This is a genomic window from Citrobacter sp. MGH110 (assembly GCF_001037515.1).
Classification (GTDB): domain Bacteria; phylum Pseudomonadota; class Gammaproteobacteria; order Enterobacterales; family Enterobacteriaceae; genus Citrobacter; species Citrobacter portucalensis.
This window is the reverse complement of the sequence record NZ_KQ089830.1, coordinates 1,893,777-1,920,641: the sequence shown is the minus strand read 5'-3', so window position 1 is coordinate 1,920,641 and position 26,865 is coordinate 1,893,777. Positions and strand designations below refer to the sequence as shown.

General features: G+C 50.4%; 31 protein-coding genes, 1 tRNA gene and 1 riboswitch. Of the genes, 15 read left to right on the top strand and 17 right to left on the bottom strand.

What is annotated here, in order from left to right; genetic code table 11:
* Positions 1-41 precede the first annotated feature (41 nt).
* Positions 42-1,232, bottom strand: coding sequence for a 23S rRNA (cytosine(1962)-C(5))-methyltransferase RlmI (rlmI, locus tag SK38_RS09285; RefSeq protein WP_008784294.1), 1,191 nt, complete (start codon positions 1,230-1,232; stop codon positions 42-44).
* Positions 1,233-1,326: 94 nt separating this feature from the next.
* Here rlmI and yccX point away from each other — a divergent pair, with 94 nt between their 5' ends.
* The gene (gene yccX / locus SK38_RS09280; protein WP_020996508.1) at positions 1,327-1,608 is read left to right on the top strand and encodes an acylphosphatase; all 282 of its coding nucleotides are present in this window, start codon (positions 1,327-1,329) and stop codon (positions 1,606-1,608) included.
* On the opposite strand, the gene tusE is transcribed toward yccX, so the two are convergent.
* Positions 1,605-1,934, bottom strand: a complete 330-nt coding sequence (gene tusE / locus SK38_RS09275; protein ID WP_008784296.1) for a sulfurtransferase TusE — start codon at positions 1,932-1,934, stop codon at positions 1,605-1,607. The genes yccX and tusE overlap by 4 nt on opposite strands.
* 88 nt (positions 1,935-2,022) lie before the next feature.
* Entirely contained in the window at positions 2,023-2,682 is a 660-nt protein-coding gene (gene yccA, locus SK38_RS09270; protein ID WP_008784297.1) for an FtsH protease modulator YccA, read from the bottom strand.
* 270 nt (positions 2,683-2,952) lie between these two features.
* On the opposite strand from yccA, the gene SK38_RS09265 reads away from it, so the two are divergent.
* Together SK38_RS09265 and SK38_RS09260 are read left to right on the top strand one after the other, a co-directional pair.
* On the top strand, positions 2,953-4,581 hold the full coding sequence (locus SK38_RS09265) for an ABC transporter substrate-binding protein (RefSeq protein WP_032942916.1): 1,629 nt from the start codon (positions 2,953-2,955) through the stop codon (positions 4,579-4,581).
* 142 nt (positions 4,582-4,723) lie between these two features.
* Positions 4,724-4,811 (top strand) — tRNA-Ser (locus SK38_RS09260).
* A 153-nt stretch (positions 4,812-4,964) separates the two neighbouring features.
* On the opposite strand, the gene SK38_RS09255 is transcribed toward SK38_RS09260, so the two are convergent.
* The 8 genes from SK38_RS09255 to SK38_RS09220 all read right to left on the bottom strand — a co-directional run bounded on the left by SK38_RS09255 (position 4,965) and on the right by SK38_RS09220 (position 12,158).
* Positions 4,965-5,768 (bottom strand): cytochrome c1, encoded by an 804-nt coding sequence (locus tag SK38_RS09255; protein ID WP_048235690.1) that lies wholly within the window; start codon positions 5,766-5,768, stop codon positions 4,965-4,967.
* Between the two features lie 2 nt (positions 5,769-5,770).
* Positions 5,771-6,931, bottom strand: a complete 1,161-nt coding sequence (locus tag SK38_RS09250) for a cytochrome b (RefSeq protein ID WP_053069337.1) — start codon at positions 6,929-6,931, stop codon at positions 5,771-5,773.
* Position 6,932: 1 nt separating this feature from the next.
* A complete protein-coding gene (petA, locus tag SK38_RS09245; protein ID WP_048235688.1) occupies positions 6,933-7,484 on the bottom strand; it encodes a ubiquinol-cytochrome c reductase iron-sulfur subunit in 552 nt (183 codons plus the stop codon).
* 27 nt (positions 7,485-7,511) lie between these two features.
* A complete protein-coding gene (locus SK38_RS09240; RefSeq protein ID WP_048235687.1) occupies positions 7,512-7,952 on the bottom strand; it encodes a pseudoazurin in 441 nt (146 codons plus the stop codon).
* A gap of 10 nt (positions 7,953-7,962) precedes the next feature.
* On the bottom strand, positions 7,963-8,778 hold the full coding sequence (locus SK38_RS09235; protein WP_048235686.1) for an ABC transporter ATP-binding protein: 816 nt from the start codon (positions 8,776-8,778) through the stop codon (positions 7,963-7,965).
* Entirely contained in the window at positions 8,775-9,842 is a 1,068-nt protein-coding gene (locus SK38_RS09230) for a FecCD family ABC transporter permease (RefSeq protein ID WP_020996505.1), read from the bottom strand. The genes SK38_RS09235 and SK38_RS09230 overlap by 4 nt, the downstream gene beginning before the upstream one ends.
* A 65-nt stretch (positions 9,843-9,907) precedes the next feature.
* Positions 9,908-10,963: an ABC transporter substrate-binding protein gene (locus SK38_RS09225; protein ID WP_048235685.1), complete on the bottom strand. Its 1,056-nt coding sequence runs from the start codon at positions 10,961-10,963 to the stop codon at positions 9,908-9,910.
* Between the two features lie 221 nt (positions 10,964-11,184).
* Positions 11,185-11,407: riboswitch (cobalamin riboswitch) on the bottom strand.
* Between the two features lie 247 nt (positions 11,408-11,654).
* Positions 11,655-12,158: a GNAT family N-acetyltransferase gene (locus tag SK38_RS09220; protein WP_174771592.1), complete on the bottom strand. Its 504-nt coding sequence runs from the start codon at positions 12,156-12,158 to the stop codon at positions 11,655-11,657.
* 218 nt (positions 12,159-12,376) lie between these two features.
* On the opposite strand from SK38_RS09220, the gene SK38_RS24985 reads away from it, so the two are divergent.
* The 4 genes from SK38_RS24985 to SK38_RS09205 all read left to right on the top strand — a co-directional run bounded on the left by SK38_RS24985 (position 12,377) and on the right by SK38_RS09205 (position 15,478).
* Complete coding sequence (locus SK38_RS24985) at positions 12,377-12,532, top strand: hypothetical protein (RefSeq protein ID WP_156183252.1); 156 nt, start codon at positions 12,377-12,379, stop codon at positions 12,530-12,532.
* A 112-nt stretch (positions 12,533-12,644) separates the two neighbouring features.
* Positions 12,645-13,352, top strand: a complete 708-nt coding sequence (gene deoD, locus SK38_RS09215; RefSeq protein WP_048235683.1) for a purine-nucleoside phosphorylase — start codon at positions 12,645-12,647, stop codon at positions 13,350-13,352.
* 38 nt (positions 13,353-13,390) lie between these two features.
* Positions 13,391-14,545 (top strand): MFS transporter TsgA, encoded by a 1,155-nt coding sequence (gene tsgA / locus SK38_RS09210; protein ID WP_048235682.1) that lies wholly within the window; start codon positions 13,391-13,393, stop codon positions 14,543-14,545.
* 96 nt (positions 14,546-14,641) lie between these two features.
* Positions 14,642-15,478, top strand: coding sequence for a nucleoside-specific channel-forming Tsx family protein (locus tag SK38_RS09205; protein WP_048235681.1), 837 nt, complete (start codon positions 14,642-14,644; stop codon positions 15,476-15,478).
* A gap of 47 nt (positions 15,479-15,525) precedes the next feature.
* Here SK38_RS09205 and SK38_RS09200 read toward each other — a convergent pair whose 3' ends face one another.
* From SK38_RS09200 to dsbA, 4 genes are all read right to left on the bottom strand, one after another.
* Positions 15,526-16,212: a Crp/Fnr family transcriptional regulator gene (locus SK38_RS09200; protein ID WP_048235680.1), complete on the bottom strand. Its 687-nt coding sequence runs from the start codon at positions 16,210-16,212 to the stop codon at positions 15,526-15,528.
* A 121-nt stretch (positions 16,213-16,333) separates the two neighbouring features.
* Positions 16,334-16,627 carry a chaperone modulator CbpM gene (gene cbpM / locus SK38_RS09195; RefSeq protein ID WP_003832033.1) on the bottom strand — a complete coding sequence of 98 codons (294 nt, stop codon included), beginning with the start codon at positions 16,625-16,627 and terminating at the stop codon, positions 16,334-16,336.
* On the bottom strand, positions 16,627-17,547 hold the full coding sequence (cbpA, locus tag SK38_RS09190; protein WP_003832035.1) for a curved DNA-binding protein: 921 nt from the start codon (positions 17,545-17,547) through the stop codon (positions 16,627-16,629). The genes cbpM and cbpA overlap by 1 nt, the downstream gene beginning before the upstream one ends.
* Before the next feature lie 205 nt (positions 17,548-17,752).
* On the bottom strand, positions 17,753-18,376 hold the full coding sequence (dsbA, locus tag SK38_RS09185) for a thiol:disulfide interchange protein DsbA (protein WP_008784313.1): 624 nt from the start codon (positions 18,374-18,376) through the stop codon (positions 17,753-17,755).
* A gap of 396 nt (positions 18,377-18,772) precedes the next feature.
* Between dsbA and SK38_RS09180 the strand changes: the two genes are divergently transcribed.
* The 8 genes from SK38_RS09180 (at position 18,773) to agp (ending at position 25,651) form a co-directional block, all read left to right on the top strand.
* Entirely contained in the window at positions 18,773-19,177 is a 405-nt protein-coding gene (locus tag SK38_RS09180) for a VOC family protein (protein ID WP_082196951.1), read from the top strand.
* 70 nt (positions 19,178-19,247) lie between these two features.
* Complete coding sequence (locus SK38_RS09175; protein WP_048235678.1) at positions 19,248-19,610, top strand: hypothetical protein; 363 nt, start codon at positions 19,248-19,250, stop codon at positions 19,608-19,610.
* Between the two features lie 48 nt (positions 19,611-19,658).
* Complete coding sequence (locus SK38_RS09170) at positions 19,659-21,539, top strand: cytochrome c biogenesis protein CcdA (RefSeq protein ID WP_048235677.1); 1,881 nt, start codon at positions 19,659-19,661, stop codon at positions 21,537-21,539.
* Complete coding sequence (locus SK38_RS09165; protein WP_048235676.1) at positions 21,536-22,159, top strand: DsbA family protein; 624 nt, start codon at positions 21,536-21,538, stop codon at positions 22,157-22,159. Before SK38_RS09170 ends, SK38_RS09165 begins: the two co-directional genes overlap by 4 nt.
* Entirely contained in the window at positions 22,149-22,655 is a 507-nt protein-coding gene (locus SK38_RS09160; protein ID WP_048235675.1) for a protein disulfide oxidoreductase, read from the top strand. Before SK38_RS09165 ends, SK38_RS09160 begins: the two co-directional genes overlap by 11 nt.
* A gap of 134 nt (positions 22,656-22,789) precedes the next feature.
* Entirely contained in the window at positions 22,790-23,545 is a 756-nt protein-coding gene (locus SK38_RS09155) for a sulfite exporter TauE/SafE family protein (RefSeq protein WP_048214487.1), read from the top strand.
* 69 nt (positions 23,546-23,614) lie between these two features.
* Positions 23,615-24,322: an ArsR/SmtB family transcription factor gene (locus SK38_RS09150; protein ID WP_048235674.1), complete on the top strand. Its 708-nt coding sequence runs from the start codon at positions 23,615-23,617 to the stop codon at positions 24,320-24,322.
* Between the two features lie 87 nt (positions 24,323-24,409).
* Positions 24,410-25,651, top strand: a complete 1,242-nt coding sequence (agp, locus tag SK38_RS09145; RefSeq protein WP_048235673.1) for a bifunctional glucose-1-phosphatase/inositol phosphatase — start codon at positions 24,410-24,412, stop codon at positions 25,649-25,651.
* Between the two features lie 37 nt (positions 25,652-25,688).
* On the opposite strand, the gene SK38_RS09140 is transcribed toward agp, so the two are convergent.
* Positions 25,689-25,916 (bottom strand): YccJ family protein, encoded by a 228-nt coding sequence (locus SK38_RS09140; protein WP_003036015.1) that lies wholly within the window; start codon positions 25,914-25,916, stop codon positions 25,689-25,691.
* A 20-nt stretch (positions 25,917-25,936) separates the two neighbouring features.
* Positions 25,937-26,533, bottom strand: coding sequence for an NAD(P)H:quinone oxidoreductase (gene wrbA / locus SK38_RS09135; protein ID WP_003832057.1), 597 nt, complete (start codon positions 26,531-26,533; stop codon positions 25,937-25,939).
* Between the last annotated feature and the right edge of the window lie 332 nt (positions 26,534-26,865).

Sequence of the window (26,865 nt, the reverse complement as noted above, 5' to 3'; positions counted from 1 at the left end):
ATAGATACCCTCTATGTAAGGGTAATATTCCACTTTTCAAGTTACATGATGCGACAGGCAAACCCTTTCAGATACAGCCCTTCCGGGTAGGTAGCGATCACCGGGTGATCGGCGGCCTGACGGAACTGCTCTATAAATTGTACATCACGACCAGCATCTATTGCGGCATCAGCGATGATTTTCTGAAATAAATCGGTGGTCATAAGCCCAGAGCAGGAGAAAGTCAGCAGCACACCGCCCGGATTGAGCAACTGAATAGCCAGCATATTGATGTCCTTATAGCCGCGGCAGGCGCCCATCAACTGGCTTTTGTTTTCGACAAATTTCGGCGGATCCATCACGATGACGTCGAATTTCTCACCACGATCGCGATAAGCACGCAGAAGTTTGAACACATCATCACGCACGAACTCAGCTTTGCTCAGATCCAGCTTGTTCAATTCTACGTTCTGGCGGGCAATATCGAGCGCTTCCTGAGATGTGTCAACGCTGACAACCTGACGGCATCCGCCCATTAATGCTGAGACCGCAAAGCCGCCGGTATAAGAGAAACAGTTCAGCACACGCTGATTTTCCACATAACGACGCGTGGCCAGGCGGCTGTCGCGTTGATCGAGGTAATAGCCGGTTTTGTGACCATGCTGAATATCAACCAGCAGCTTCATTCCGTGCTCTTCAATTGGCAGCAGGGCTGGCGGAAGCTCACCCGTTACTGGCCCTTGAGTCAGCTCCATACCTTCTTTTTTACGTACGGCCACATCGCTACGGTCATAAATGGCGCAGTCCGGGAAAACAATTTGCAGAGCGCTAATCAGCGCGGCGCGTTGGTATTCAGCCCCCGCACTGAGCAACTGCAACACCAGGAAGTTGCCGAAGCGGTCAATGGTGATGCCCGGCAGGCCATCGGATTCTCCGGCGATCAGACGGTAACTGTCCAGACCGTCTTTTTTCGCCAGCCAGTCACGCCATGTCTGCGCCTGCTGCAGACGACGGGTGAAGAAATCAATATCGATGGACTCAGACTTGTCGAATGTCCAGACGCGTGCACGGATCTGCGACGCGGGTGAGTACGCGCCGCGTGCTAACCATTTACCCTGATGGTCAACAATATCGATGGTTTCACCGAGGTTGGCTTTTCCTTCCATACGTGCGACAGCACCGGAAAATACCCACGGATGGCGGCGCAGTAATGATTTTTCGCGCCCTTTGGCTAACACTAAACGTACACTCATAATTTACTATTCTGTCAATTCAAAGAAATGGGCGCCATTGTCCTGAGTTTTACGCATATTTGCAACGCGCGCTGTGATGATAAGGAGAACCGCAATGTCGAAAGTCTGCATAATCGCCTGGGTCTATGGCCGGGTTCAGGGGGTAGGATTTCGCTACACCACCCAGCATGAAGCACAACGGCTGGGGTTGACCGGCTACGCGAAGAATATGGATGACGGCAGCGTAGAGGTTGTCGCCTGTGGTGAAAGCGACCGGGTAGAACAACTGATGAAGTGGTTGAAAGCCGGGGGGCCGAGCAGCGCCAGGGTTGACCGGGTTCTTAGTGAACCACATCGTCCTGGCGACGAGCTAAAGGGATTTAGTATCCGCTATTAAATACATTTCACCGGTTTCGGCAGGCCGGCAATTTTAGTCGCCTGCTTGGCCGGACCTTTCGGGAACAGGCGGTAGAGATAACGGCTGTTGCCTTTCTCTTCGCCAAACTTGTTGGCCATTGCTTTTACCAGCATGCGGATAGCGGGGGAGGTATTAAACTCCAGATAAAACTCGCGGACAAAACGCACCACTTCCCAGTGTTCCGCGGAGAGCGTAATGCCTTCGTTTTCGGCGATTCTCTCCGCCAGCGCCTCGCTCCACAGCGTGGTATCTTTCAGATAGCCTTCGCTATCGGTACTGATTTCTTTACCTTCAAAGATCAACATAATTCGTCACTGCGTTAGTCAAACTGGCGGCAGTTTACCAAAAAAGAAAGCCCCGCATAAGCGGGGCTGGATAATGCGTGTGGACATCTTAATCGCGGCTGGCGAAGCCCAGAATACTCAGCAGGCTGACGAAGATGTTGTACAGCGAAACATACAGGCTAACGGTGGCACGAATATAGTTGGTTTCACCGCCGCGGATGATATTGCTGGTTTCAAACAGGATTGCGCCTGAAGAAATCAGAATGAACACCGCGCTGATTGCCAGATGTAATGCTGGCAGTTGCAGGAAGATATTGGCAACCATACCAATCAACACCACTACAACACCCGCCATCAGCATACCGCCGAGGAAGGACATATCTTTACGCGTGGTCAGCACATAGGCTGAGCAGCTGAAGAAGACCAGCGCCGTACCGCCCAGCGCCATGGCGATAACATCACCCATGCCTGCGGACAGGTATGTATTCAGCATCGGTCCCAAGATGTAGCCCAGGAAGCCAGTGAAGGCGAACGCTGACAAAATACCAACCGGTTTATCTGCCGTTTTATAGGTCAGGAACATCAGACCATACATACCCACCAGCGTCAGGATAAGTCCCGGAGAAGGTAACATCAGTACGGTACTGGCGGTTGCAGTGATCGCTGAAAACGCCAGCGTCAGGCTGAGCAGGAAATAGGTATTGCGCAGCACCTTATGCGTGCTGAGTAGCGATGTACGCTCGCGCGAAGAACTAATAATACGATCCATGAGTCACTCTCTTATGACAGATGTAATTAATGATGGAGGATAATGAAATCAAGGGGAATGACACAGCGGTTTTACCCATCTTTACGCATTCTAGCCCGCCAGACTTAAGCATATTATTTCAACAAAAGTTCCCGAATTAGATGTTAGCACTGTATGTGCAAAAATGTCAGATCGCTATCTACCAGGTAACTGAAAAATATTGCGTTATTCCTGAATCTCTCTGACAGTGACAGCGGTGTCTACATAAAACAGAGCAATAAGGTAAAGGGAATGATTCAACATAAATCGAAGATATTGACGTTTACGCTGTTGGCTGTCTGTTTGATGTCTATAAACGGCGCGGCGAGGGCGGCAAATGTTCCCGCAGGAACACTACTGGCAGAAAAACAGGAACTGGTCAGAAACAACGGCAGTGAGCCGGCATCGCTGGATCCGCATAAAGTTGAAAGCAACGTTGAGTTTAATTTAATCAGCGATATGTTCGACGGTCTGGTTGCTGTCAAGCAAGATGGGTCTATCGAACCCCGTCTAGCCTCGTCCTGGGAGAATAAAGGCAACACTGTCTGGACCTTCCATTTACGCCCGGGCATAACCTGGTCAGATGGATCTGCTATTACCGCACAGGATGTCGTCTGGAGCTGGCAGCGTCTGGTCTCGCCGCAAACGGCTTCACCTTATGCTTCGTATCTGGGCAACATGCACGTTGCGAACGCGGTTGATATTGCCCAGGGGAAAAAAGATCCCGCCACGCTGGGAGTCAAAGCCCTGGATGATACCACCCTGGAAATTACCCTGACGCAACCGACGGCGGCGTTTCTGGCGATGCTGGCGCATCCATCTCTGGTCCCGCTGGATAAAGTGCTGATAGGTCGTTTTGGCGATAAGTGGACCCGGCCAGAGCATTTTGTCAGCAGCGGGCCGTACAAATTATCGCAGTGGGTGGTTAATGAGCGCATCGTTGCCGAGCGTAATCCACATTACTGGGACGATCGGCATACGGTTATTAATAAAGTTACTTATTTGCCCATTAGCTCAGAGTCGGCTGACGTAAATCGCTATAAGGCCGGTGAAATCGACATAGTGTATAGCGTACCGGTTAATCAGTTCGCGCAACTGAAAAAAACAATGGGGGATGAACTGCATGTCTCGCCTCAGCTTTCAACGTATTACTATCAGTTCAATACAACCCGCGCGCCGTTTAATGATCCGCGCGTGCGCCGGGCGCTGAATATGGCGTTGGATAAAGACATCATTGCGCAAAAGGTGATGGGGCAGGGGCAGCGAGCAGCGTGGGTTATCAGCCAGCCGGAAATAGGTGGGGTGAAACTGCATGCGCCGGAGTATGCGTCATGGCCGCTCGAAAAACGTATTGCTGAAGCCAAAAAACTGCTGGCTGAAGCCGGTTTTGGTCCTGAGCATCCGCTTAGCTTGAATCTGCTCTACAACACCTTCGAAACGCACCAGCGTATTGCGATTGCCGCATCGTCGATGTGGAAGAAAAACCTTGGCGTCGAGGCGAAGCTGCAAAACCAGGAATGGAAAACCATGCTGGACACTATGCACACCGGTAATTTTGATGTCGTGCGCTATGCGTGGATAGCCGACTATGATGATGCCTCAAGTTTCCTCAATATCTTCCGGACCGGTGATAGCGAGAACACCACCAAGTACAGTAACCCCGCCTTTGATGAAGCGATGCGTAATGCGGCAAAAGCAAGTTCACTGGAAGAACGCGGCAAATACTATCAGCAGGCTGAAGACCTTTTAGGTGAGGATGTGCCCGCGATTCCGGTTTACCACTATGTCCGCACGCATCTGGTGAAGCCGTGGGTGGGGGGATTTGCGCCGGATAACCGGGGAAATTACTACACCAAAGATATGTACATCAAAAAACATTAAGCGCTATAGCCGGTATTCGTGCTGAATAAATGGTCAATTTGTTGTTATTTCAGTCGATTAACAACATTTTGGCTGTTTTTCAGGCAAACGAACACATTGATGCTTTACAGGTCCGTTCGGGATGTTTATAGTGCGCCTCATTGGAAGCGTGGCCGAGCGGTTGAAGGCACCGGTCTTGAAAACCGGCGACCCGAAAGGGTTCTAGAGTTCGAATCTCTACGCTTCCGCCAAACATAAACCCCAAGCTATAAAATAGCTTGGGGTTTTTTCATTTTGCTCGGTTTATATTTTGCCTTCCTTTACTCGTCTTACTCGCGCAAGGGCAACTGCGCACCTGACCGGTTGAATGCTGGTGAACTGAGTAATCCCCCGCCTCGCAAGACCTACATGAGCGAACGTCTCTTCATTAGTCGTGCTATCCATAGCAAGCCCAGCATAATAGCCAGATAGCCCATAACGTAATTTCCCTGTTGCTTTCGTTCAGAAATCGTCGGGTCGGCAGCCCATGCCAGAAAGGCGGTAACATCCCTGGCATATTGCTCCTCAGTTTCAGCTTTTTTCGACGCCGGGCTCCATTGGATCTCCCCACTCGTCAGCGGTTTTGGCATGTTAATCACACCGCCAGGAAAATAGCGATTAGTCTTCAGTTCGGGATCGGCAGGCAGATAGCCGGTTAGGAGCGCGTAAACGTAATCTGCCCCCTGGTCCGTGTAGGGCAGAAAAGCATCTAACAAAAATTGTGGGAATCCGCGATCGTATGAGCGGGCACGGACGATATAGCTCAGGTCAACGGGTTCAGCGCCATTATTAAGGTAGCGTGCTTCCCGGTCGTTTAGATATGGTGATATGAAGCTGTCATTTAGCGTACCGTCGCGCTCACCTATCTGGCCGTCATCCTGAATCGCAGGAAACTGATAGCCGCTGGCGATACTTCTTGCTTCTTCAACCGTGAGTTCCAGACCACCGGGTCTGGTCAACGTCCGAAAGGTAAGGTGTTTCATGCCGTGACAAGCGCGACACTTCTCTTCATAAACCTGCAGACCACGTCTAAGCTGTTCCTTATCATATTGACCGGTAATGCCGCTGAAGCTCCATTCCTGGCGTTCAGGCGTGGCTTCCTGCGCATATGAGGAACCCAGCCCCAATAGAGAAAAGGACAGGACGCTGAATTTCAATAGTTGTTTCATCCTCAATCCTGTTTTTCCAAAAAACGACGGCAAGGTAAGACGATTAAAAACCAGGCAAACCAAATCAGTGTCGAAAGCTGGGATGCGGCACGAATCCAACCCTCTTCATTACGAAAGCCATCAAGAAGATCCGGGCCAACCAGCGCTTTCGACCCTAACCAGCCTAAAAAGCAGGCATTAATAACCCATAGCCAGTATCCGCACTTAACCAGTTTGCTGTAATGGCGAAAACGAGCTCGGGAAGTATCAAGCCAGGGCAGAAAATAGAAAATCAGTATCGAACCGCACATCGCGGCTAGTCCCACGAATTCATTCGGGAAGCAGCGCAAGATGGAGAAGAAGGGAAGGAAATACCATTCCGGCGCAACAATCGCGGGTGTAATCGTTGGGTCCGCAGCAATAAAGTTGTCGGCGCTGCTCAGATAGTGCGGTGCGAAGAATAAAAACCAGGCGAAAACCATCAAAAAAAGAGTGATTTTGATAGCATCGAGATCGGTAATTTTGTAATCGAACAACAGGCTCCTGGACTCTTTCTCGCTAAACTTCTTTTTCATCGCTTGGGCAAACGCCGACTGTACGGTACGTATATGGATAACCGTGGCGACGATAATCACGAAGGGAAGAATAAAGTGGATAACAAAAAAGCGGCCAAGCATCGGTGTCCCCGGCGTATGGCTGCCGACTAAATATGCGTAAATTGAATCACCCACCAGCGGGATAGCCTGGGCAAAACGGGTAATTACAGTTGCCGCCCAGTAGCTTTTTTGCCCCCAGATAAGGCTATAACCAAGAAACGCAGTTATCATCAGCAGGATATACAGCGTGACGCTAACCATCCACATTGTCGTCCAGGGCTTGCGGTAAACGTTGTAGTACATACCACGAAAAATATGCAGATAGCAGGCAAAGAAAAAGAGCGACGCGCCAATAGCATGCATGTTGCGTAACAGCTCTCCATGGCGAACCGCGCGCATAATATGAATAATGGAGTCAAATGCCAGCTCAGCCGTCGGCACGTAAAACATCGCCAGCACAATACCCGTAAGGATCTGCACCCCGAGCATAACCAGCAGGATAGCGCCGATTGCAAATACCCAGAGTCCAGCAACAGAGCGAGGAAAAGGGATACGCCCGCGAAGCGAATAGACAAGCTCATTCCTCATTTCAGACTTCCTTCGTGCCGATACGCACGACCTGCCCATCGGAATGAATAACGTAGTCTGGGATTGCCAGGTTGGCAGTCGCGGGCCCGCGTGTCACGCGCCCGGAGGTATCAAACTCAGAACCGTGGCACGGACAAATCCACCCCTCCCCTCCCGGTCGGGCGTTGGGTACACACCCGGCATGTGGGCAATAACCTTGAACTACCAGCCATTGAGGATGGGCTGCAGAGACCCTGGCGCTGTCTGGCTGTGGGTCGATAAGCGTATCCAGGTAGGCACTTCTGGCAGTAATGATTTCATCCGTGGTGCGATGGTGAATAAGAATCAACTTTCCTTGCCATACACGTCTGACGGTTTGTCCAGCAGCAACACCTGCAAGAGAGACATCAATCGGTTCATTTTCCCCAAGCGCTTTTTCATCCGGACCCAAGGCCGAAACCAGCGGCCAGACTGCAGCCGCGATGCCTGCTGCACCGACAAATTTTGTCAGTTTACACAGGCATTCCCTACGTTGTTCCTGGATTTCGCCGTCTGGAAGTTTATTCTCTGCCACCTCGTATACCTCCCTGAGTATCGCGGATTAACGTTTGTCGATACGCGCGTAAATTTCCTGAAAGCGCTTGTCAGCAATACCTGGTGCTTTGAACGCTCGGTAGCTTTCTGGTAACGAGGCATCTCCAACCTTAATCAGCATCACCATGCCCTGTGCGTAATGCGGTGTACATTTGATGCCGTAAAACCCGGCATTGTCATAAGTAACTTCGATCTCTTCATCTATTTTTCCCATAAATCCAGGATAGCCAGCCGGAGACAATTCAGCGATTGAAGCCGCGTTGTGGCTCTTATGTTTACGGATAAACTTCACCGTATCCCCTGGCTTGATCTCCAGATAATCTGGCTCATAGACCATTGGTCCCCCAGCCCCACGATTTTTCATCAACACTTCGTGAGTTTGTGCGAAGGTAGAAGAGGCGAAGGCGAGTAAACACAAAATTTGCAGACTCTGTTTGAGGTATTTCATTGATTCTTCCTTAAAATTCATCAGGCCGTTGATAACGAATAAAACAATTTTCACCACCCGCATCCTTTTCAATGATGGCGTTGATTCCAAACCAGGTGTGGAGGTTTTCGCGGGTAAAAACGGTGCAAGGTTTCCCCTGCATCGCCATATGTCCGGACGTCATTACGATGATGCGATCGCAGAACATCGCGGCATGATTAAGATCGTGCAGAGCGGCAATCACCGTGAGCTTTTCACGTTTAACCAGACTCAGCAGGCCAATCTGATGTTGAATGTCGAGGTGGTTGGTGGGCTCATCCATCAGCAACAACTGCGGTTGTTGCGCCAGCGCCCGGGCGATATGCAGGCGTTGTTTTTCTCCCCCTGAAAAGGTATGCCAGCAGCGATGCTGTAATTCACTGAGATCGACCTTTTCCAGCATAGTTTGAACAATATCGTCATCTTTGGCGGACCAGGGGGAGAGCATGCTAAGCCAGGGGGTTCGCCCCAGAGAAACGGCTTGTAAAGCAGTAAGACGCTCGCTGGTTTCAGCCTGTTGTTCGACCAGCGCCACCTGTTGCGCAAGATGACGCCGCGAATAATGCTGTAGTGCCTTATGCTGCAGAGTGATATACCCGGAGGTCGGCTTCAGCAAACCGGCCAGCAGTGAAATCAGTGACGTTTTGCCCGAGCCGTTGGGACCAATGATGCCGACAAACTCACCGGGCGTAACGCTGAGTGAAATATCATCAACAATCGTCTTACCTTTTACCTTCCAGCGCAGATTACAGGCTTCAATAACGGCTTGTGCAGAGGTCACAAGGGGGGATTTGAGATTCACCGTCATTTGTTCTGGTTTCCTCTAATCAGAATGATTGAAAACGCAGGGGCGCCAACCAGAGCTGTGATCACGCCTATTGGTAGAACCTGGCCGGGGAGTAACGTGCGGGAAATAACATCTGCGATAATGAGGAAAATCGCGCCGGTAAGCGCACTCACTGGCAGCAGTCGATGATGCTGGTTGCCGACCAGCAGACGAGCGGCATGCGGGATAACCAGACCGACGAAGCCGATCGCACCAACAATGGAGACCATAATTGCCGTCATGCCGGTGACGGCGGCAATCAGTACTGCACGGGTACGTTTTACTGGAATGCCCAACGATGCCGCAGACTCAGCGCCAAAAGAGAAGGCGTCGAGATGACGGGCATAACAGAAGCACAGCACAATACCGACCAGAGCGGTAGGAATGGCTAAGACAACATCGGGCCAACGTACACCGCTCAAATTACCTAACAACCAGAACATAATTCCACGCGCTTGCTCGGCATTTGCTGAGCGGGTGATGATGAGCGACGTAATTGCATTGAAAAGCTGCGAGCTGGCGATGCCGGCAAGAATGATTTGGGTTGTCACACCGCCGCCTTGTCTACCGCCAGCAGCCATTGCCAATAGTGCAACGAACATAAATGCCGTTAGCGCGCCAATGAAAGCCCCCAATGACATGCTGATAACGCCGGCCCCAAGCCCGGTGAGAGCAATCAGCACCGCTCCGGTGGATGCTCCGGCAGAAATCCCCAGTAGATAAGGTTCGGCGAGTGCATTGCGTAGCAGCGACTGTAACACTACGCCGGAAACAGCCAAGCAGGCACCGCAACTGGCAGAGACCAGCGCTCGGGTCAGGCGATAGTTCCAGACGATCCCTGCATCCAGCGCATCGACAGGATAGTGGGTATCAAAAAGATGATTTGCCAGCGTACTGAGCACATGCCGCCAGGGGATCAGCGTTTCGCCGATGGAAATCCCCGCCAGCAGTACGCAGCACATCAGCGCACTGACCCAGACGGTATGCCCACCGACTCTCACTGCAAGCAGACCAAAGGCACGACGCATCCTGCGTGGATCACTCATGATTATCTGCGTTCCTGAGTAACAGAGATGCGCTATACCGCGCAAGATATAGCGCAAAAAGTAGATTAATGAGCAGCCTGCGGATGAGCTAAGCCATATTCAACCAGGGCATCAGCCAGTTTTTCTAGCCCATCAATAGTTCTGATCCCAGCATTCATTGTCTGTACGTCGATGACCGGCAGATGGTTTTCCTTAACGGCAGGAACCAGCGTGGTGACAGGATCGGACTTGAGGTATTCCATCTTGATCTTCCAGTCATCTGCCGGGAAGCGGCGACGGCTCATCTCGCCGAGCACAATGACAGAAGGATTAGCTTTAGCGATAGTTTCCCAGCCCACTGTTGGCCATTCTTCGGCAGAATCAATCACATTCTTCACACCCAGTGTTTGGGCTATCCATGCTGCTGGGCCAAACTTTCCGGCAACGTAAGGATCGAGCTGTAAATCGGCACTTGAAAACCAGAACACGGCAGAAACATTCTTATCAATACCGGTAATTTTATTTTTCGCTGCGGCTTCACGTGCTTTAAGGCTGGCAATCAGCGCTTCGCCTTTATCCTGAACATCGAAGATTTTTGCCAGATCGGCGACTTCCTGATACACCATGGTGATATCAAACATTCCTTTACGGACACCATCACCACCATCTTCGTTATCTTTCGCACAGTCAGCTGGCGCGGTGTAAACAGGAACCTTCAGTTCACTAAACTGTTCATAAGAGGCAACCGTGCCAGCTGGGCCGATTTGCCACTCAAACTGGCTGGCGACCAGATCCGGTTTTTTAGCCAAAATCCCTTCAAAGCTCGGAATATTTTGCGCAATAACGGCAACTTTTTCATTTTCTGTTTTATAGGTGTCCAGTACCGGGCCAAACCACAATGAAGTACCGACGACGCGATCAGCAAGCCCTAATGAATAGAGGATCTCGGTACTGTTCTGACCCACCGTTGCCACGCGCGTTGGTGCCTGATTAAAGGTAATATCGCGGCCGCAGTTTTTAATCGTCAGAGGATATTCAGTTTTTGCCGCGTCAGAAAAACCGGAAGCGAGCAGCAGAGCAGTGGTACCAAAAATAGCCAGAAGCGTTTTTTTAGAGGAGTAAAAGGTAGAATTAGCGTGCATTGTCATCGTCCCGTTGATGCCAGAATCTTAAGGTCTGGTCATGGCTCATTTCATTCCATATATCGGGAGGAGACATGAAGATAGATGACATTGAATCGTGAAATTTAAGAATAAAGATATGCGAAAAATGCAAATAATCCTGACTTAGCCAAAATCTTATTCATAAATACACTACTGCTTGTGTCAAATAATTCATCCCATGGACCATCCCGTCCACTCAATGGTATACATCATTGACAGCAGGTCTCCTGACTCACGGTAATCAGAATATCAGCCTTCCCATAAAGATAAACTTTACAGTGACCAGTGGCTTATTAGCCACACAAGGATATTCTGCATCCGCCTACAGTTGCGGGGGCAGTTATGGAATTGAATTAAATAATTCTCACCATATTCCTATTCATACACAAAATGTAATGAAATGCTGTCGAAAGTGACTCTAACGGCAATTGTTAACAAGGTCAACCACGGAATGTAAGAGGTAAAGAGATAATGCCGTTCTGAAAATGATCAGTAAAAACAATAGGATGTAGATGCATTCCTCTGTGTGTTGCTATAAATGAAAATAACAACAGAAAGCTAAATGAGAATTGATTGATGTTGATCAAACTACGAGCATGATTCAATCTCTGCGTATGAAACATATTGATCACCATCAAAAATGCTGCGGATTGGTGTTTGAATCCTTTTTTTATGAACTCTCCATATGTACCAATTGCCATTCATCCTGCATATCCATAATTACCTTAAAATTATTACGCAACCAGAAGTGATATCCTCCGGGTAAAAAATGATGGGTGTGAAGATACAACGTTTTATATTGATGTTGCTGGCAGAATACATCTGCTAAAGCAAACAATTGGCTACCAATCCCCTGTCTACGATAGCGTTCATCCACGTAGCAACGACAAATTTCTGCCGTTTCACGCAAGTTGTAACGCCCACGCAGTTCAGTAATACGATCATTATATTGACATACCGCCAGTGTGGCGATTAATTCTTGGTTTTCACTCCATGCGCAAAGCAATAAATTTCTTTCCTGTAACAGATACTGTTGTTCGAGATCAAAGAGATCTTCTTCGGCAGAAGGCATGGATCTGCCGGCATTGAAGAATAAATTAAGATGCTCAATAAGGAACGACTGAACAGCAGGAATATCGGCGTGAGCCATCTCACTAAATCTAAATGGGATCATGGCATGCATAACTCAATCTTAGAATGGAAAACGATAATAACAATAAGCCTCCTTTAAAAACAATATTGAGCGGCAAGAGTCAGAAATGCAATTATCTTTGGCGCTATTCTGCATACGGATTATAAATGGGAATCGTAAGTCCCTGCTGCTGGCGACGGTAGTGACCACGCCGCTGAGGGGATTTGGGGGGCCACAATCGGATGGTGAGGCGCTTGCTTGTGACTGGTTCCCGTCGCAGCCGTCGCCTTCATCTGGCAGTGCGAATTTGCCATGAACAACGTACTGCTTCTTTGCGTCGGGATGCTGACGTTACTCACCGCACGCCAGAAGACCAACACGCTGTGTTCCGTTTTACCACTTACCTGCACCACTAACTCTCAAAAATGAGAGGCCGATCCTCTGAGCAGGACTTTTGTCCTCAATCACCTCACAAACGTCTGGTTACAATCCCTGCATATCTTCAATACCCATAATTCAGGAATTGTTATGACTGCACATATTAATGCCAAGCCAGGTGATTTCGCGCCAACCGTTATTATGCCGGGCGATCCGCTCCGCGCTAAATTTATTGCCGAAAATTATCTAGTGGATTACCGCGAAGTCACCAATGTACGTAATATGCTGGGTTATACCGGTTTATATTTTGGGCAACCTGTTTCGGTGATGGGACATGGAATGGGCATTCCTTCAATGACGCTTTATGCCCATGAATTGGTACATGATTTTGGTGTGCAAAGAATTATACGCGTCGGCAGTTTAGGGGCAACACAACATCATGTCAATATGCGCGATATTATCCTGGCCGTCGCCGCCGGAACGGATTCAGTCACAAATTTAAAACGTAGCGCAGGCTATGCGATGGCAACATCCGCCTATTTCCCATTATTGCAGCAGGCGTGGACGCTGGCACAGAAGGCCGGTATCGATATTAAAGTCGGCAATGTTTTTAGCGGCGATCTTTATTACGATCCTGACGATAATTTAATACCGGCACTGGAAAAATTCGGTGTGCTCGGTGTGGATATGGAAGTAGCAGGATTATACGCTTTAGCGCATCAGTTTAATATTGAAGCGCTGGCTATTTTAACTGTCTCCGATCATTGCCTGACAGGTGAAGAAACAACTGCAGAAGAACGACAATTGACCTTTAATAACATGATTGAGCTGGCGTTAAATACTGCTGTTACCGCTTAGTTCCGGCTTTTAATTGAACCAATCAGAGATGGCATTATATGAAGAATAAAATAGCACTTACGCTGATTAGTTTTCTGGCAAATTTTATTATGGCAGGGTTTGCCAGTCAGTTCGGTATGCTAATCGAACCGATTGCAGTACGCTACGGCGCCGATGTGAATACCGTTGCTTCAATATTTTCGTTGCTCAATGGTGGAGCATTAGCCGGCACTATCGCCGCCTTTTTCCTGATTGAGAAAATCGGTGTGAAGCGTATGACGCTCATTATCTATTCGATAGTGTTCCTTTGCGCTCTGGTAATGCATTTAAGCCCTGGCTTATGGCCAGTGATGGTCGCCATGACCCTGGTGGGTTTTTGCGGTGGGATCGGTCTGTGCGTGGCGGGAACGATTGTGGTATCGGTCTGGCAGGATCGTATTCAAAGTACGATGCTGGTGGTGCAGGACGCCACTTTCAACGTTGCGGGCGTGGTTTTTCCGCTGATCACGACCTTCGCCCTGACGCACAATATGTCGTGGAGTTACAGCTATCTGAGCGTAGGTATGGTGGCCTTACTCACGCTGGGCGTTGTGGCGCTCACCCGCTTTACTGCCTGCGAGGCGGCGCCCACGGCAGATCGGACAGACAAGGTAAAATCGGAGTGGAACCCAGGGATCATCAGCGGAGGCATTGGCCTGTTCTTAGGTATGCTGGCGCTGTACACCTTCCTGACCTGGGCACCATTATTTGTGAAGAACAAATTTGGCATTCCCTTTGAAGAAGCAGGAAATATTATTACGCAATACTGGGGCGCTGCGCTGGTCGGGGCATTAGTATCAACCGTCATTGTTTCTCGGGTGAAGATACATTATTTCCTGCTAAGTATTATTCTGCTGGCTAGCATTATTACCACAATTATCGTCACGAAGGATAATATCTCCGGGCTTGATTATCTGGCCTACAGTTACGGGTTTGTCTGTGCTGCGCTGTATAACTCATTTATTGCCTACGGTGTTTCTTTCGTGAAGCGTGCGAGCAGTCAGAACGTTTCTTATATTTTAATTAGCGGCAGTGCCGGGGCCATGTTTAGTCCGGCGATCAGCGCGCTCATGGAAAAAACAATGGGATTGCAGAAAATTATGTACGCGATACCGGTGTTGTATTTAATTATCTTTGTCATGTTGATGGTGACATTAAAACTCAAACGTAATTAAAAGCACTGATAACACTTACCTCTTTAATTAAATAGCCAGTCGCCACACCATTTATATGGTGGGGCGATACTCAACCTTACTCAAAGGAATTGAAAAATGCTGAAGAACAATAAGTTAATGATTAAAAAAACAATCCTGGGTGCAGTAGTGGCAATGAGCTGTATGCAAGCATTCGCGGCTGACTATACTGATGGCAACATCCGTAAAAATGATTTTAACTGGATGCAGATGAACTTAATGCAAAGTGTGGACGCGAAAGTGCCATATGGTATTCGCAATGACACCTATCTGGAACTGGAGTTTGGTGCACGCTCTGGCATTATCGATCTGTACGGTTATGTGGATTTTTTTGATATTTTGGATCGCGAGCAGGACGATCGTCACGGCGGTGATAACTTCTTTGCCAAGATATCTCCGCGTTTTTCCCTGGACGCCATTTTTAATAAAGATTTATCCGTTGGGCCGTTTAACGAATTCTATATTGCAACGGTAAATAACATTGGCGACCGGGAATTATTTGAACATTACGTTGGCCTGGGTACAGATGTGAAGATCCCGTGGTTTGGTCTGGTGGGAATGAACATCTATGCGCATTATGTTCGTGAAAACTACGGTGCGGATAACGAAGGAAAGTGGGATGGCTATATGTTCTCGACTAACTGGTCGACGCCATTCTATACCTTTGCCAACGGCAGTTATCTGAACTATCAGGGGTACTTTGACTACCAGTTCGCCGCGAATAAGATTGCTAATCAACCGTTATACAGTAATAACGCGATTGAATGGTATAACGGTATCTACTGGCATTCAGAGCATTATGCAGTCGGTTATGGCTTGAAGTATTTCCGTAACATGGCATTGATGGAAAACCACGGCGGAGCAGGGCGTACCACCGGGCTCGGTCACTATTTCAGCCTCACCTATAAGTTCTGATTGCGCCGAAATGACACACCAATGTTCTGTTAACGAGCGTTGGTGTGTCAGTCAATGATGTCATTGCCGAGAAATTTACGCAGCCCATCCAGATCCTTAATTTCCAGTCCTTGCTTCGTTCGCGTTACCAGCCCGGCATCCGTCAGCGCTTTAACCGCCCGCCGATAGACCCGGTCGGTAGTACCGAATCGCTCAGCTTCCTGGTATTTTTTATGGAAACCATCCATCGGCTGCTTGTTCTGATGCTGGCGATACAGGTCATACGCCACGTTATGTACGATAGGGTAGAGCATCCGGTGCAGGAAGATTTCCAGCATATCCTGATAATCAATCGCCATTGCACTGGCAAAAAATATCGCCAGTCTGGGGTGCTGATTCAGCGCTTCTTCCAGACGGTCACAGCTGCACACCGCTACGGTCAGTGGTTCTTCCGCGACGATATCAAGCTGGCAGAGATACCCGGTAAAAAACTCCATTTCACCAAACAGCTGCTCGTCGCATTCCATGGCGCCCAACTGGAATCGGCGACCATTCTCCGCGCTGTAACGCAGCGAAATTCTTCCGGATTGCACCATGATCAGTCGATCGACAACTTGTCCCTGGCGGTATAGATACTCATCTTCCTGGATAATCTGCGTTTCAGAGAGCAGTTCCTGAAATATCTTCTCAATCAAGGCATCATCCTGCTGCCAGATGTTGTGAAAACGACCTTTCGTGAGGGGTTTAAGCTGCATGACTCAACGTCTTATTGTTTAAGATAATTCTTATCTCAGACTGTATGCCATCTGCTGGGCAATGTCATTAAGAGCGCGGGGCGGATAATAAAAGGACCAGCACCATGCTGGTCCTGACACACTAAGGATGGCTGATAAAGCGAGACAGGCGCTGGCGCAGCAGGCGGTTTTCCTGGCGTAACTGAGCGTTCTCCTCCAGCAACGTCAGCGCAACGGCAATCCCTGGCCAGTCAAGTTCCAGCTCCTGACGCAGGCGCACCGCGCGACGCATTACTGTCAGCGCATGATCGTCAAACGTCTCGTCTTCATGAGGTTCTATCACCCCTAAGCCGACAATCTCATGCAGTTCTTCTTCTGACACACCGGTGTACAGACAAAATTCTGTAATGGTAAAAGTGACGGTAACGTTAGCCATTATGCTTTCCCCCACTCTTTGCGCGGATCAAAGGTCTTTTGTGCATCCGCCAGTTGTTGCCACAGGGCGGCACTGGCGTCGTCAGGTTTCGGTGGCATGACGATCTTGATCACCGCATACAAATCGCCGGTATGTTTTTTACTTACCAGACCCTTGCCCTTAATGCGGAGTCGCTGGCCGGCCTGACTGCCTGCAGGAATGGTCAGCAGGATGCTCTCTTTCAACGTCGGAACGGTTACTTTCGCACCCAGCGCAGCTTCCCACGGCGCGAGGGGAACGACAACTTCCAGATCCTGATTAACAATATCGAACAGCGGATGCGGCGCAATATGAATCACCAGCCACAAATCACCGTTCGGCCCACCGTTTTCGCCGGGGGTACCCTGGCCTTTCAGACGGATACGCTGACCGTTACCGACGCCAGCCGGAATTTTCACATTCAGCGTTTTAGGAATTTCTCGTTCTACCATGCCAAACGCATTATAGACTGGCAGGTTGTAACTGATAGTGCGGCTATGCTCAGTAAGCGTTTCTTCGAGGAATACGGCAACTTCAATTTCAATGTCGTGCCCGCGGCTGGCAGGGCGCTGGCGCGACTGGTGCGCACGCTGGCCAAAAATGGAGGAGAAGATATCGTCGAAATCTTCGGCGCTGTAGCTTTGATTCTCTCCTTGCTGGAATTGACGGCTGAACTGTGGGTCGTTGCGGTGCTGCCACAGCTGGTCGTACTCGGCGCGTCGCTGCTCATCACTCAAAACTTCCCAGGCTTCTGCAACCTCTTTAAACCGGGCCTCTGCGTCAGTCTCTTTGCTGACATCAGGATGATATTTACGGGCGAGTCGACGATAGGCGGTCTTGATTGTCTTGAGATCGTCTGTCGGTTTCACGCCCATAATGGCGTAATAATCCTTTAATTCCATAGCGTTCTCTCGTGTAAATCAACACTTGCAGAAGGTGAACCCTGACAACAGGTATCACCGCTAAGTTTAGGGTAATCCTGATAACGGCGAATGCCAACCGGGAAGGGAGGATATTGCGATAAACGATGCAGGCATTGCACCACCAACAGCGCAGTTGAGGTTATGGCATCTGTTGTGTGGTGCGAAAAATGAGATTAGCTAAACATCAGGATTTGCTTATCAGGAAGCGGACCGTATCAGCATAGTTTTGCACGAATGCATTAAGATCATCTGACTTCAGTCCTTTTGGATTGATCATATATTTTCCGTTGATAAAAATGGCGGGCACACCGGTTAAATCAACTGCCTTCGCCATTTCTTGCTGCTTAGCGGTCAGTGATTTCACGGCAAAGCTATTCCATGCCGCATCATAATCACTGGCGCTGACGCCCGCGCTGATAAATACGTTACGAATATCGTCCGCTGTTTTAACGGTTTGTTTTTTCTGAACGGCATCAAAAAGCAACGGCTTAACTTTATCTTGTACGTTCAACAGCATGGCGACGGACCAGGCGTGGGTCATGTCTTGCCCCAGCGGACCTAAAAAGTCGACGTGGTATTCGGTGAGTTTGACATCTGCAGGCAATACTTTTTTCACGTTATCAGTGATTTCAAAAACTTCATCGTACTGATAACAGGAAGGGCAATAGAATGAGAAAAACTTCAGTGCGGCTGGAGCGGAAGCGACAGGTTTTTCCAGTGAGATATACTCTTTGCCGTCGGTAAATGATGCTGCCTGAGCGCTAACTGTAAAAAGTAACCCAATCAGGGGTAATAAATATTTTTTCATTTCCATATACTCTAAATAACATTTAATAAACAAATTATCTGCTAATGAATACGTTATTCATTGCGTCTGAATATAATAAGGAAATTCTCTGGAAATGCGCTGACCCTTACTTTCATTTACGCATCAGTACGTGGTGGGCATTATCCGTGTGCTGTCATGGAAATATCTTTCGGCATTCTTCGTAAATAGTGAATGGTAACTTGCGTGATATTTTCAGGGGTGTTTTTAGCAATGTTATAGTGTAATAAATAAAGGCGGGAATATGATTAATTATCATTTCGTTTTTAAAGCGTGAATTGCAGGTTGTTGCGTTAAGTTCTGCAAATAACTCCGTAGATTTTCTTTTTCTTGTCGCGCGTGAATGAATAGGGTAAGTGTCAGAGATGAGCAACCCAAATGGATATCGCTATGATCGACCACCTGGATCACCTGGTACTAACCACCAATCATGAAGAGGCTTGCGTACGTTTCTATGTCGAGCTTTTAGGCATGAGGCTGGAAACCTTCGCGCAAGGTCGGAAAGCCTTCGTCTTTGGCAATCAGAAAATCAATCTCCACATTCGGGGAAAAGAGTTTGAACCCAAAGCCTACGCGCCAACGCCGGGGGCGCTGGATTTATGTTTAATCACCACGCGTACGCTGGAAGAGGTGATGGAGACGTTTCAAACCCACGGGGTCGAGATTATTGAAGGGCCCGTTGCACGTACCGGTGCGACAGGACCTATTCGCTCGGTGTATGTCAGGGATCCCGATCTCAATCTGATTGAAATCGCGGTATATCCAGCAGATGGCAGGACATAACTTTACAGCGTAAAGGTTGCCAAAACCTGGCGAGTGGTTAAGATAACTCGCATCAATGAGTGAGGGTATAATGGCGAAACGTCAACGGATGGGATGGTGGTTCCTCTGTCTGGCATGTGTTGTGGTGATGGTTTGCACCGCACAACGCATGGCGGGCCTGCACGCGTTGCAGATGGACACCGCCGTTACAAGCGTTGTCGCCAGCGCACAAGTGCAGACCGCTGAGGCCTCACCCGTTACCCCTTGTGAACTGAGTGCGAAATCATTACTGGCTGCGCCACCAGTACTGTTTGAAGGTGCTATTCTGGTGCTGTGCCTGCTGCTGTCGTTGCTGGCGCCAGTGCGGGCGTTTCGTCTACCTTTTTTCCCACCGCGAGCCATCTCGCCGCCCACTCTCCGGGTGCATCTCCGATTTTGCGTCTTCCGTGAATGACAGAACAGCAGTTGCTGACTGTTAGATAATTATTCACGGAGAAAAACTATGATGACTGTTTTCAGACAGGCGCTGCTCTGTCTGTTATTGCTATGGCTGCCCGTATCCTGGGCGGCTGAACCCGGCTGGCTGCGTTCACCCGATAACGATCACGCCAGCGTGCGGTTACGCGCTGATACGTCCGCAGGCGGAGAAACCCGTCTGTTGCTGGATGTCAAACTGGAGGACGGCTGGAAAACCTACTGGCGTTCTCCAGGCGAGGGGGGCGTTGCGCCTGCTATCGCCTGGAAAGGGGAAATGCCCGCGGTCGACTGGTTCTGGCCAACCCCTGCTCGTTTTGAGGTCGCCAATATCACTACTCAGGGGTATCACGATAAGGTGACGTTCCCGATGGTGGTGCGCGGTAGAGCGCCCGCCATGCTTAGCGGCGTTTTGACGCTATCCACCTGTAGCAACGTTTGCCTGTTGACGGATTTTCCTTTTTCCGTGAAGCCCACAGCCCAGGACCCGACTTTTGCACATGACTATGCTCAGGCGATGGGACAGATCCCACTTGCCAGCGGCCTGACCGATGCTCTGAGCGCAGGCGCACGGGCGGGAGAGTTAGTCGTCGAGGCTCGCCGTGCGGGAGGCTGGACTGAACCAGGGCTGTATCTGGATGCTGTTGATGATGCGGATTTTGGCATGCCGCAAATTCATGTTGAGGGGGAGACGTTACGCGCCACGGTACCCGTTCATGACGGTTGGGGAGAAGGCGCGCCGGATCTGCGTGGTAAGTCAGTCACGCTGGTGCTGGCAGATAACGGTGTTGCCCAGGAGAGTCGTCTTGCGATTGGCGAAGCCCCGGTTGTTGAGAACGCCTCACTCCCACTGTGGCAAGTGGTGCTCATGGCGCTGCTGGGCGGTTTGATCCTCAATCTGATGCCTTGTGTGTTACCGGTTCTGGGCATGAAGCTGGGCTCTATTTTGCTGGTCGAGGAAAAAAGTCGTCGCCAGATCCGTCGTCAGTTCCTCGCATCGGTAGCCGGAATACTGGTCTCGTTTATGGCTCTGGCGCTATTGATGACGGTGCTGCGTTTAACCAATCAAGCCCTTGGCTGGGGGATCCAGTTTCAGAATCCGTGGTTCATTGGCGTCATGGTATTGGTGATGCTGACATTTAGCGCCAGCCTGTTCGGGTGGTTTGAATTCCGACTCCCTTCTGCGATGACCACCACGCTGGCGACTCACGGCAGCAACGGACTGTCGGGACATTTCTGGCAAGGTGCATTTGCGACACTGCTTGCCACGCCGTGCAGTGCCCCGTTTCTGGGAACGGCGGTGGCGGTAGCATTGACTGCTTCGCTGCCGACGTTGTGGGGATTGTTTATCGCACTTGGGCTAGGGATGAGCTTACCGTGGCTGCTGGTGGCCCTGCGTCCCGGTCTGGCGCTGCGTTTGCCGCGGCCAGGGCGGTGGATGAATATTTTGCGGCGTCTGCTTGGCGTGATGATGCTGGGTTCGGCTATCTGGCTTGCGACGTTGTTGCTCCCACACTTAGGGGTTAGCGGACAAAGTAGCGCTAAAGAAAGCGTGAACTGGCAACCGCTAAGCGAGCAGGCGATTGAGGATGCGCTGGCGCAACATAAGCGCGTGTTCATTGACGTCACAGCCGACTGGTGCATCACCTGTAAGGTAAACAAATACAACGTGTTGCATAAAGAAGACGTACAGGCCGCATTGCAACAGCCGGATGTGGTGGCGCTGCGCGGCGACTGGACACTCCCTTCTGAAGCTATTACCGAATTTCTAAAAAAACGCGGCCAGGTTGCTGTGCCGTATAACCAAATTTATGGCCCCGGTCTGCCGGATGGCCAGGCGTTACCCACGTTGTTAACCCGCGATGCGGTACTGCAAACGTTGAATGATGCCAAAGGAGTAACCCCATGAAAATGATGATTGTTCTGTTGTTAACCCTGTTTTCTGCCATCAGTATCGCGAAAGAGCCTGCGCCGTTTACCCCGGAACAGGAAAAGCAAATTGAAGCATTAATTCAGGAAGCCTTGTTTAACGATCCCAACAGCCCGCGGATTGGCGCGAAGCAGGCGAAACTGACCCTGATAAACTTCACCGATTACAACTGCCCATACTGCAAGCAGTTGGATCCAATGCTGGAAAAAATTGTGCAGAAATACCCTGACGTGGCGGTAGTGATTAAACCGTTGCCGTTTAAAGGTGAAAGTTCGGAACTGGCGGCGCGGACCGTGCTGACGACATGGCATGAGCATCCGCAACAGTCCCTGGCATTACATGAAAAATTGATGCAGAAGAAGGGCTACCATACCGACGTCAGTATCAAACAGGCGCAGGAAAAAGCGGGGGCCAGTCCGGTGACGCTGGACGCCCAAAGTGCTGAAACGCTGAGCACTAACCTGCAACTGGCGCGACTGGTGGGGGTGCAGGGAACCCCGGCAACGATTATTGGTGATGAACTTATTCCCGGCGCGGTGCCGTGGGAAACCCTTGAGGAAGTGGTAAAAGAAAAACTGGCGGCGGCCAATGCTCAGTAAACTGCGCCGCTGGTTGCGCGAAGGGCTGATCTTACTGGCACTGTTGGCGGGGGCAATGCTGCTGATGGATGTCTGGCGCGCGCCGCAGCTCCCTGCCTCCTTTGACAGCACGCCTTTACAAACACTGGATGGTGAAACCGTCACGCTGGCGGCGCTCAGCAAAGACGAGCCGGTGTTGCTTTATTTCTGGGCGAGCTGGTGCGGCGTATGCCGCTTCACGACGCCGGAAGTCGCCAGGCTGCGTTCGGAAGGGGAAAATGTGATGACCATTGCGTTACGTTCCGGAAATGAAGCTGAGGTATCTCGCTGGCTGTCGCGTAAAGGCGTGGACTTTCCGGTCATCAATGATGCGAACGGGGCCATTTCCCGCAGTTGGGCAATCAGCGTCACGCCAACGCTGGTGGTGATGTCACAAGGTCGGGTAGTATCAACCACCAGCGGCTGGACCAGCTACTGGGGCATGAAACTTCGGTTGTGGTGGGCGAAAACGTTCTGATAAATGTGCCGGGGAAACCCGGCATTTTTTATGGCGTCGCCCTCCCCAGGAAGGCATATTTCGTTGCCTGACGAAGCAAACACGGTGATTAACGTCCAGAATCAGTCATCTTCTCTTTTCCAGGAAAGTGCAACATGACGAGTTCTTTAGCGTTTGGACCCGCCCTGGTGGTGATGATTGCCGCCACATTTGTCCTCGCCGGGATGGTGAAAGGCGTTACGGGTATGGGGTTACCCACCGTGGCTATGGGGATCCTCGGATCGCTTATTTCGCCAGTTGCCGCGGCGGCCATGCTGTTATTGCCTTCGCTGATAAGCAATTTGTTCCAGTTTGGCGGTGGTGGAAATACACGGCAATTACTCAAACGACTGTGGCCAATGCTGCTGACAGTAGTGGTGGCGACACTGCTTGCCAGCGCCTGGATTACCGGTGGTGACACCACCCGAACTCAGTTTGCACTCGGCGTAGCGCTGGTGGCCTACGCTATCTGGACGCTGGCGGGAAAGAAAATCGCGGTGGCCCCGCAGCGTGAAAAACCGTACTCCCTCGTTATTGGATTTGTGACCGGCTTATTGACCGGCGGAACCGGGGTGTTTGTGATGCCCGCCGTGCCCTGGATCCAGTCCCTCGGCTTTGAGAAAGATGAACTGGTGCAGGCGCTCGGGATCTCTTTTACCTTTTCGACCCTGGCATTGGCGCTGGGTCTGTGGTGGCACAACGCGCTGCCCATACAATCGCTAAGTTTGTCGGCTTTGGCCATTGTTCCTGCGCTGATTGGCCAATGGATAGGTACCCGTGTGCGAAGGGTTATTTCTCCGCTCGTGTTTAAACGCTGTTTTCTGTTTTGTCTGGTCGGGTTGGGTACAGAGATGATGCTGCGTGCTGTGTGATCGGTGCGGTGACTTTGCGCGACTTTCATGGCATCGTTAATTCAGATATTCAGGGCCAATGAGGTCGTTATGGCATCCGTGATATTACATGAAGAAGAGGGCGATCTGGAGTCGAAAATGGCACTCACTGCGGCAGTGATGGCCGATAAATCGCGCTCGCGTATGTTGTGCGCCCTAATGGATGGCTGCGCCTGGACTGCAACTGAGCTCAGCGCGGTGGCGGATATATCCGCGTCGACCGCCAGCGCGCATCTGGCGCGTCTGTGCGAACAACGTTTTGTTGTCGCGTTGGCGCAGGGCAGACATCGTTATTTTCGCCTTGCAGGTTCCGATATCGCTGAACTGCTGGAACGCCTGATGGGCGTTGCGTGGGCGACATCAACGCCCCGCAGAATCACTACACCGCCAGGTTTGCGCCATGCCCGCACCTGCTACGACCATCTCGCCGGAGAGGTTGCGGTGAGGTTGTTCGATACGCTGGTTTCCCGTCAGTGGTTAACGCCGGATGGTGAAACGCTGACTCCTCTTGGGCAGGAAAAGCTGGCACAGATGGGGATTGTCCTGGCGGCTGGCTCATCCCGGCGGAAGTTAACCTGCGGTTGTCTGGACTGGAGCGAACGACGTTATCATCCTGGTGGTGTGCTTGGCGCAACGCTGCTGCGCTGGTTCAGTGAACAGCGATGGATAAAAACCGAACAGGGCAGCCGTCAAGTCATCTTCACACCTCTTGGCATTCGTAAACTCGAAACCGAGTTTGGTGTTAAAACGACACGCTAGATGGTCTGTTTTGCGAAAGCGTTCCCGGAAATATGTCATATTTCTGTCACACTCTGTTGTGATTGATAACAACAAGAGGTCGTAGGGATGAATAAATCGTTAATCGCCACAGCCGTGGCAGGGGCTGTCTTATTGTCAACCGCCGCGCAGGCGCAGACCGCGCCGGAAGGCTATCAGCTTCAGCAAGTATTGATGATGAGTCGGCATAACTTACGCGCACCTTTAGCCAATAATGGCAGCGTTCTTGAGCAGTCCACCCCCAAACAATGGCCAGAATGGGATGTCCCCGGCGGACAACTCACTACTAAAGGCGGTGTGCTGGAAATCTATATGGGCCACTACATGCGAGAGTGGCTGGCAGAGCAGGGGATGGTGAAATCGGGCGAATGCCCGGCACCGAACACGGTCTATACCTATGCTAACAGCCTGCAGCGTACGGTCGCCACGGCGCAGTTCTTTGTCACCGGTGCTTTCCCTGGTTGCGATGTTCCGGTCCATCATCAGGAAAAAATGGGCACCATGGATCCCACCTTTAACCCGGTGATCACCGATGATTCCGCCGCCTTCAGCCAGCAGGCCGTTCAGGCCATGGAGAAAGAGCGCAGCAAAATGCAGCTCAACGATAGCTATCAGTTGCTTGAGCAAATGACCGACTACAAAGACTCTCCGTCCTGCAAAGAAAAACAGCAGTGTTCCCTGACCGATGCCAAAGATACGTTTAGCGCGAAGTACCAGCAGGAGCCAGGCGTTTCGGGGCCGCTGAAGGTGGGAAATTCGCTGGTTGATGCCTTCACGTTGCAATATTACGAAGGCTTCCCGATGGACAAAGTTGCCTGGGGCGAGATTAAATCCGATCAGCAGTGGAAGGTTCTGTCGAAGCTGAAAAACGGCTATCAGGATAGCCTGTTCACCTCCCCGGAAGTGGCGCAGAACGTCGCCAAACCGCTGGTGAAATATATTGATAATGCGCTGGTTACTGAACGCGCGAAAGCACCGAAAATAACCGTGCTGGTGGGGCATGATTCAAATATCGCTTCGCTGCTCACCGCGCTGGATTTTAAACCGTACCAGCTTCACGATCAGAACGAGCGTACGCCGATTGGCGGGAAGATTGTCTTCCAGCGCTGGCATGACAGCAATGCAAATCGTGATCTGATGAAAATCGAGTATGTGTATCAGAGCTCGCAGCAGTTGCGTAATGCAGACGTTCTGACGCTGAAATCCCCGGCGCAGCGCGTAACGCTGGAGCTGAAAGGATGTCCGATAGATGCGGATGGTTTTTGCCCGATAGATAAGTTCGATAGCGTGCTGAATGAGGCGGCTAAGTAAAAGAAAACTCCCCCGTGTTCGCGGGGGAGTCAGCGCGCTAGACGTTTTTGCGTTCGATAGTCTGTTCACCCCAAAAGAGCGAATCTTTGTCTGTTTTTTCAAAGGCTTTGATGAGTACCTCATCGCTACCTTCTTCCCAAATTTTTTCCGCCAGTTTCTCGTCATAATGTGCGACTTCAAAAATGGCTTCGGCTATTTCCGGCGATGTATTGCGCAGACTTGCCCATTCGCCGACGCGATGGGCTTTCGCTTCTTGAGTTGGCATTCGAATCCTCCTGTTGAAGATTAGCCGTTGAGTTTTACTGCCAGACCTGCGACATATTCACCCTGATAGCGGGCGATAGATAATTCTTCCTGACTTGGCTGGCGGGAGCCGTCGCCTCCGGCAATGGTGGTTGCACCGTAAGGGGTACCGCCGCGAACTTGAGAGACATCAAACAGCTCTTGCGCCGCGTAACCGATAGGTACAATCACCATCCCATGGTGGGCAAGCGTAGTCCAGGTTGATGTAATGGTTTGTTCCTGACCGCCGCCGGTTCCCGTTGAGCTGAATACGCTGGCGAGTTTGCCGTACAGGCCGCCAGAGGCCCACAGCCCGCCAGTCTGGTCGAGGAAGGTACGCATCTGACCGGACATATTGCCAAAGCGCGTGGGGGTACCAAAAATGATGGCGTCGTAATCAGCCAGTTCTTGCGGGGTTGCGACTGGTGCGTTTTGTGTTTTGCCGCCAGCCTTAAGGAAAATCTCGGGCTGCATGGTCTCTGGTACACGCTTAATAATCACTTCCGCGCCATCTACCTTATTTGCGCCTTCTGCGACTGCGTGGGCCATAGTTTCAATGTGTCCGTACATGGAATAATAAAGCACCAGAACTTTTGCCATTTTACACTACTCCTCGAGTTAACCGTGTCCGTAGCGATTCGCTACCTACCTTTAAAGATATGACGTACTGTCAGGAGTGCAAATTTCACAATCACTTCTTTGATTTATAACAATTTTTATAACAATCTTCTTTGTAGCAAAATGATACATATTTAACCGGGTAGAATTCGGTAGTCATAAGAAAGACTTATTGATTTCTTATGGTGATTATTTCTTTGTCACTCCTGATCCTGTTGCAGGATATTACAGTTAGCGTCTGCCCTGGTCACACTTCACTATGCTTATTCCCACGCAGTTATTTTCAGGGCCTCGCCCGTAACGCTGCGTGAGGT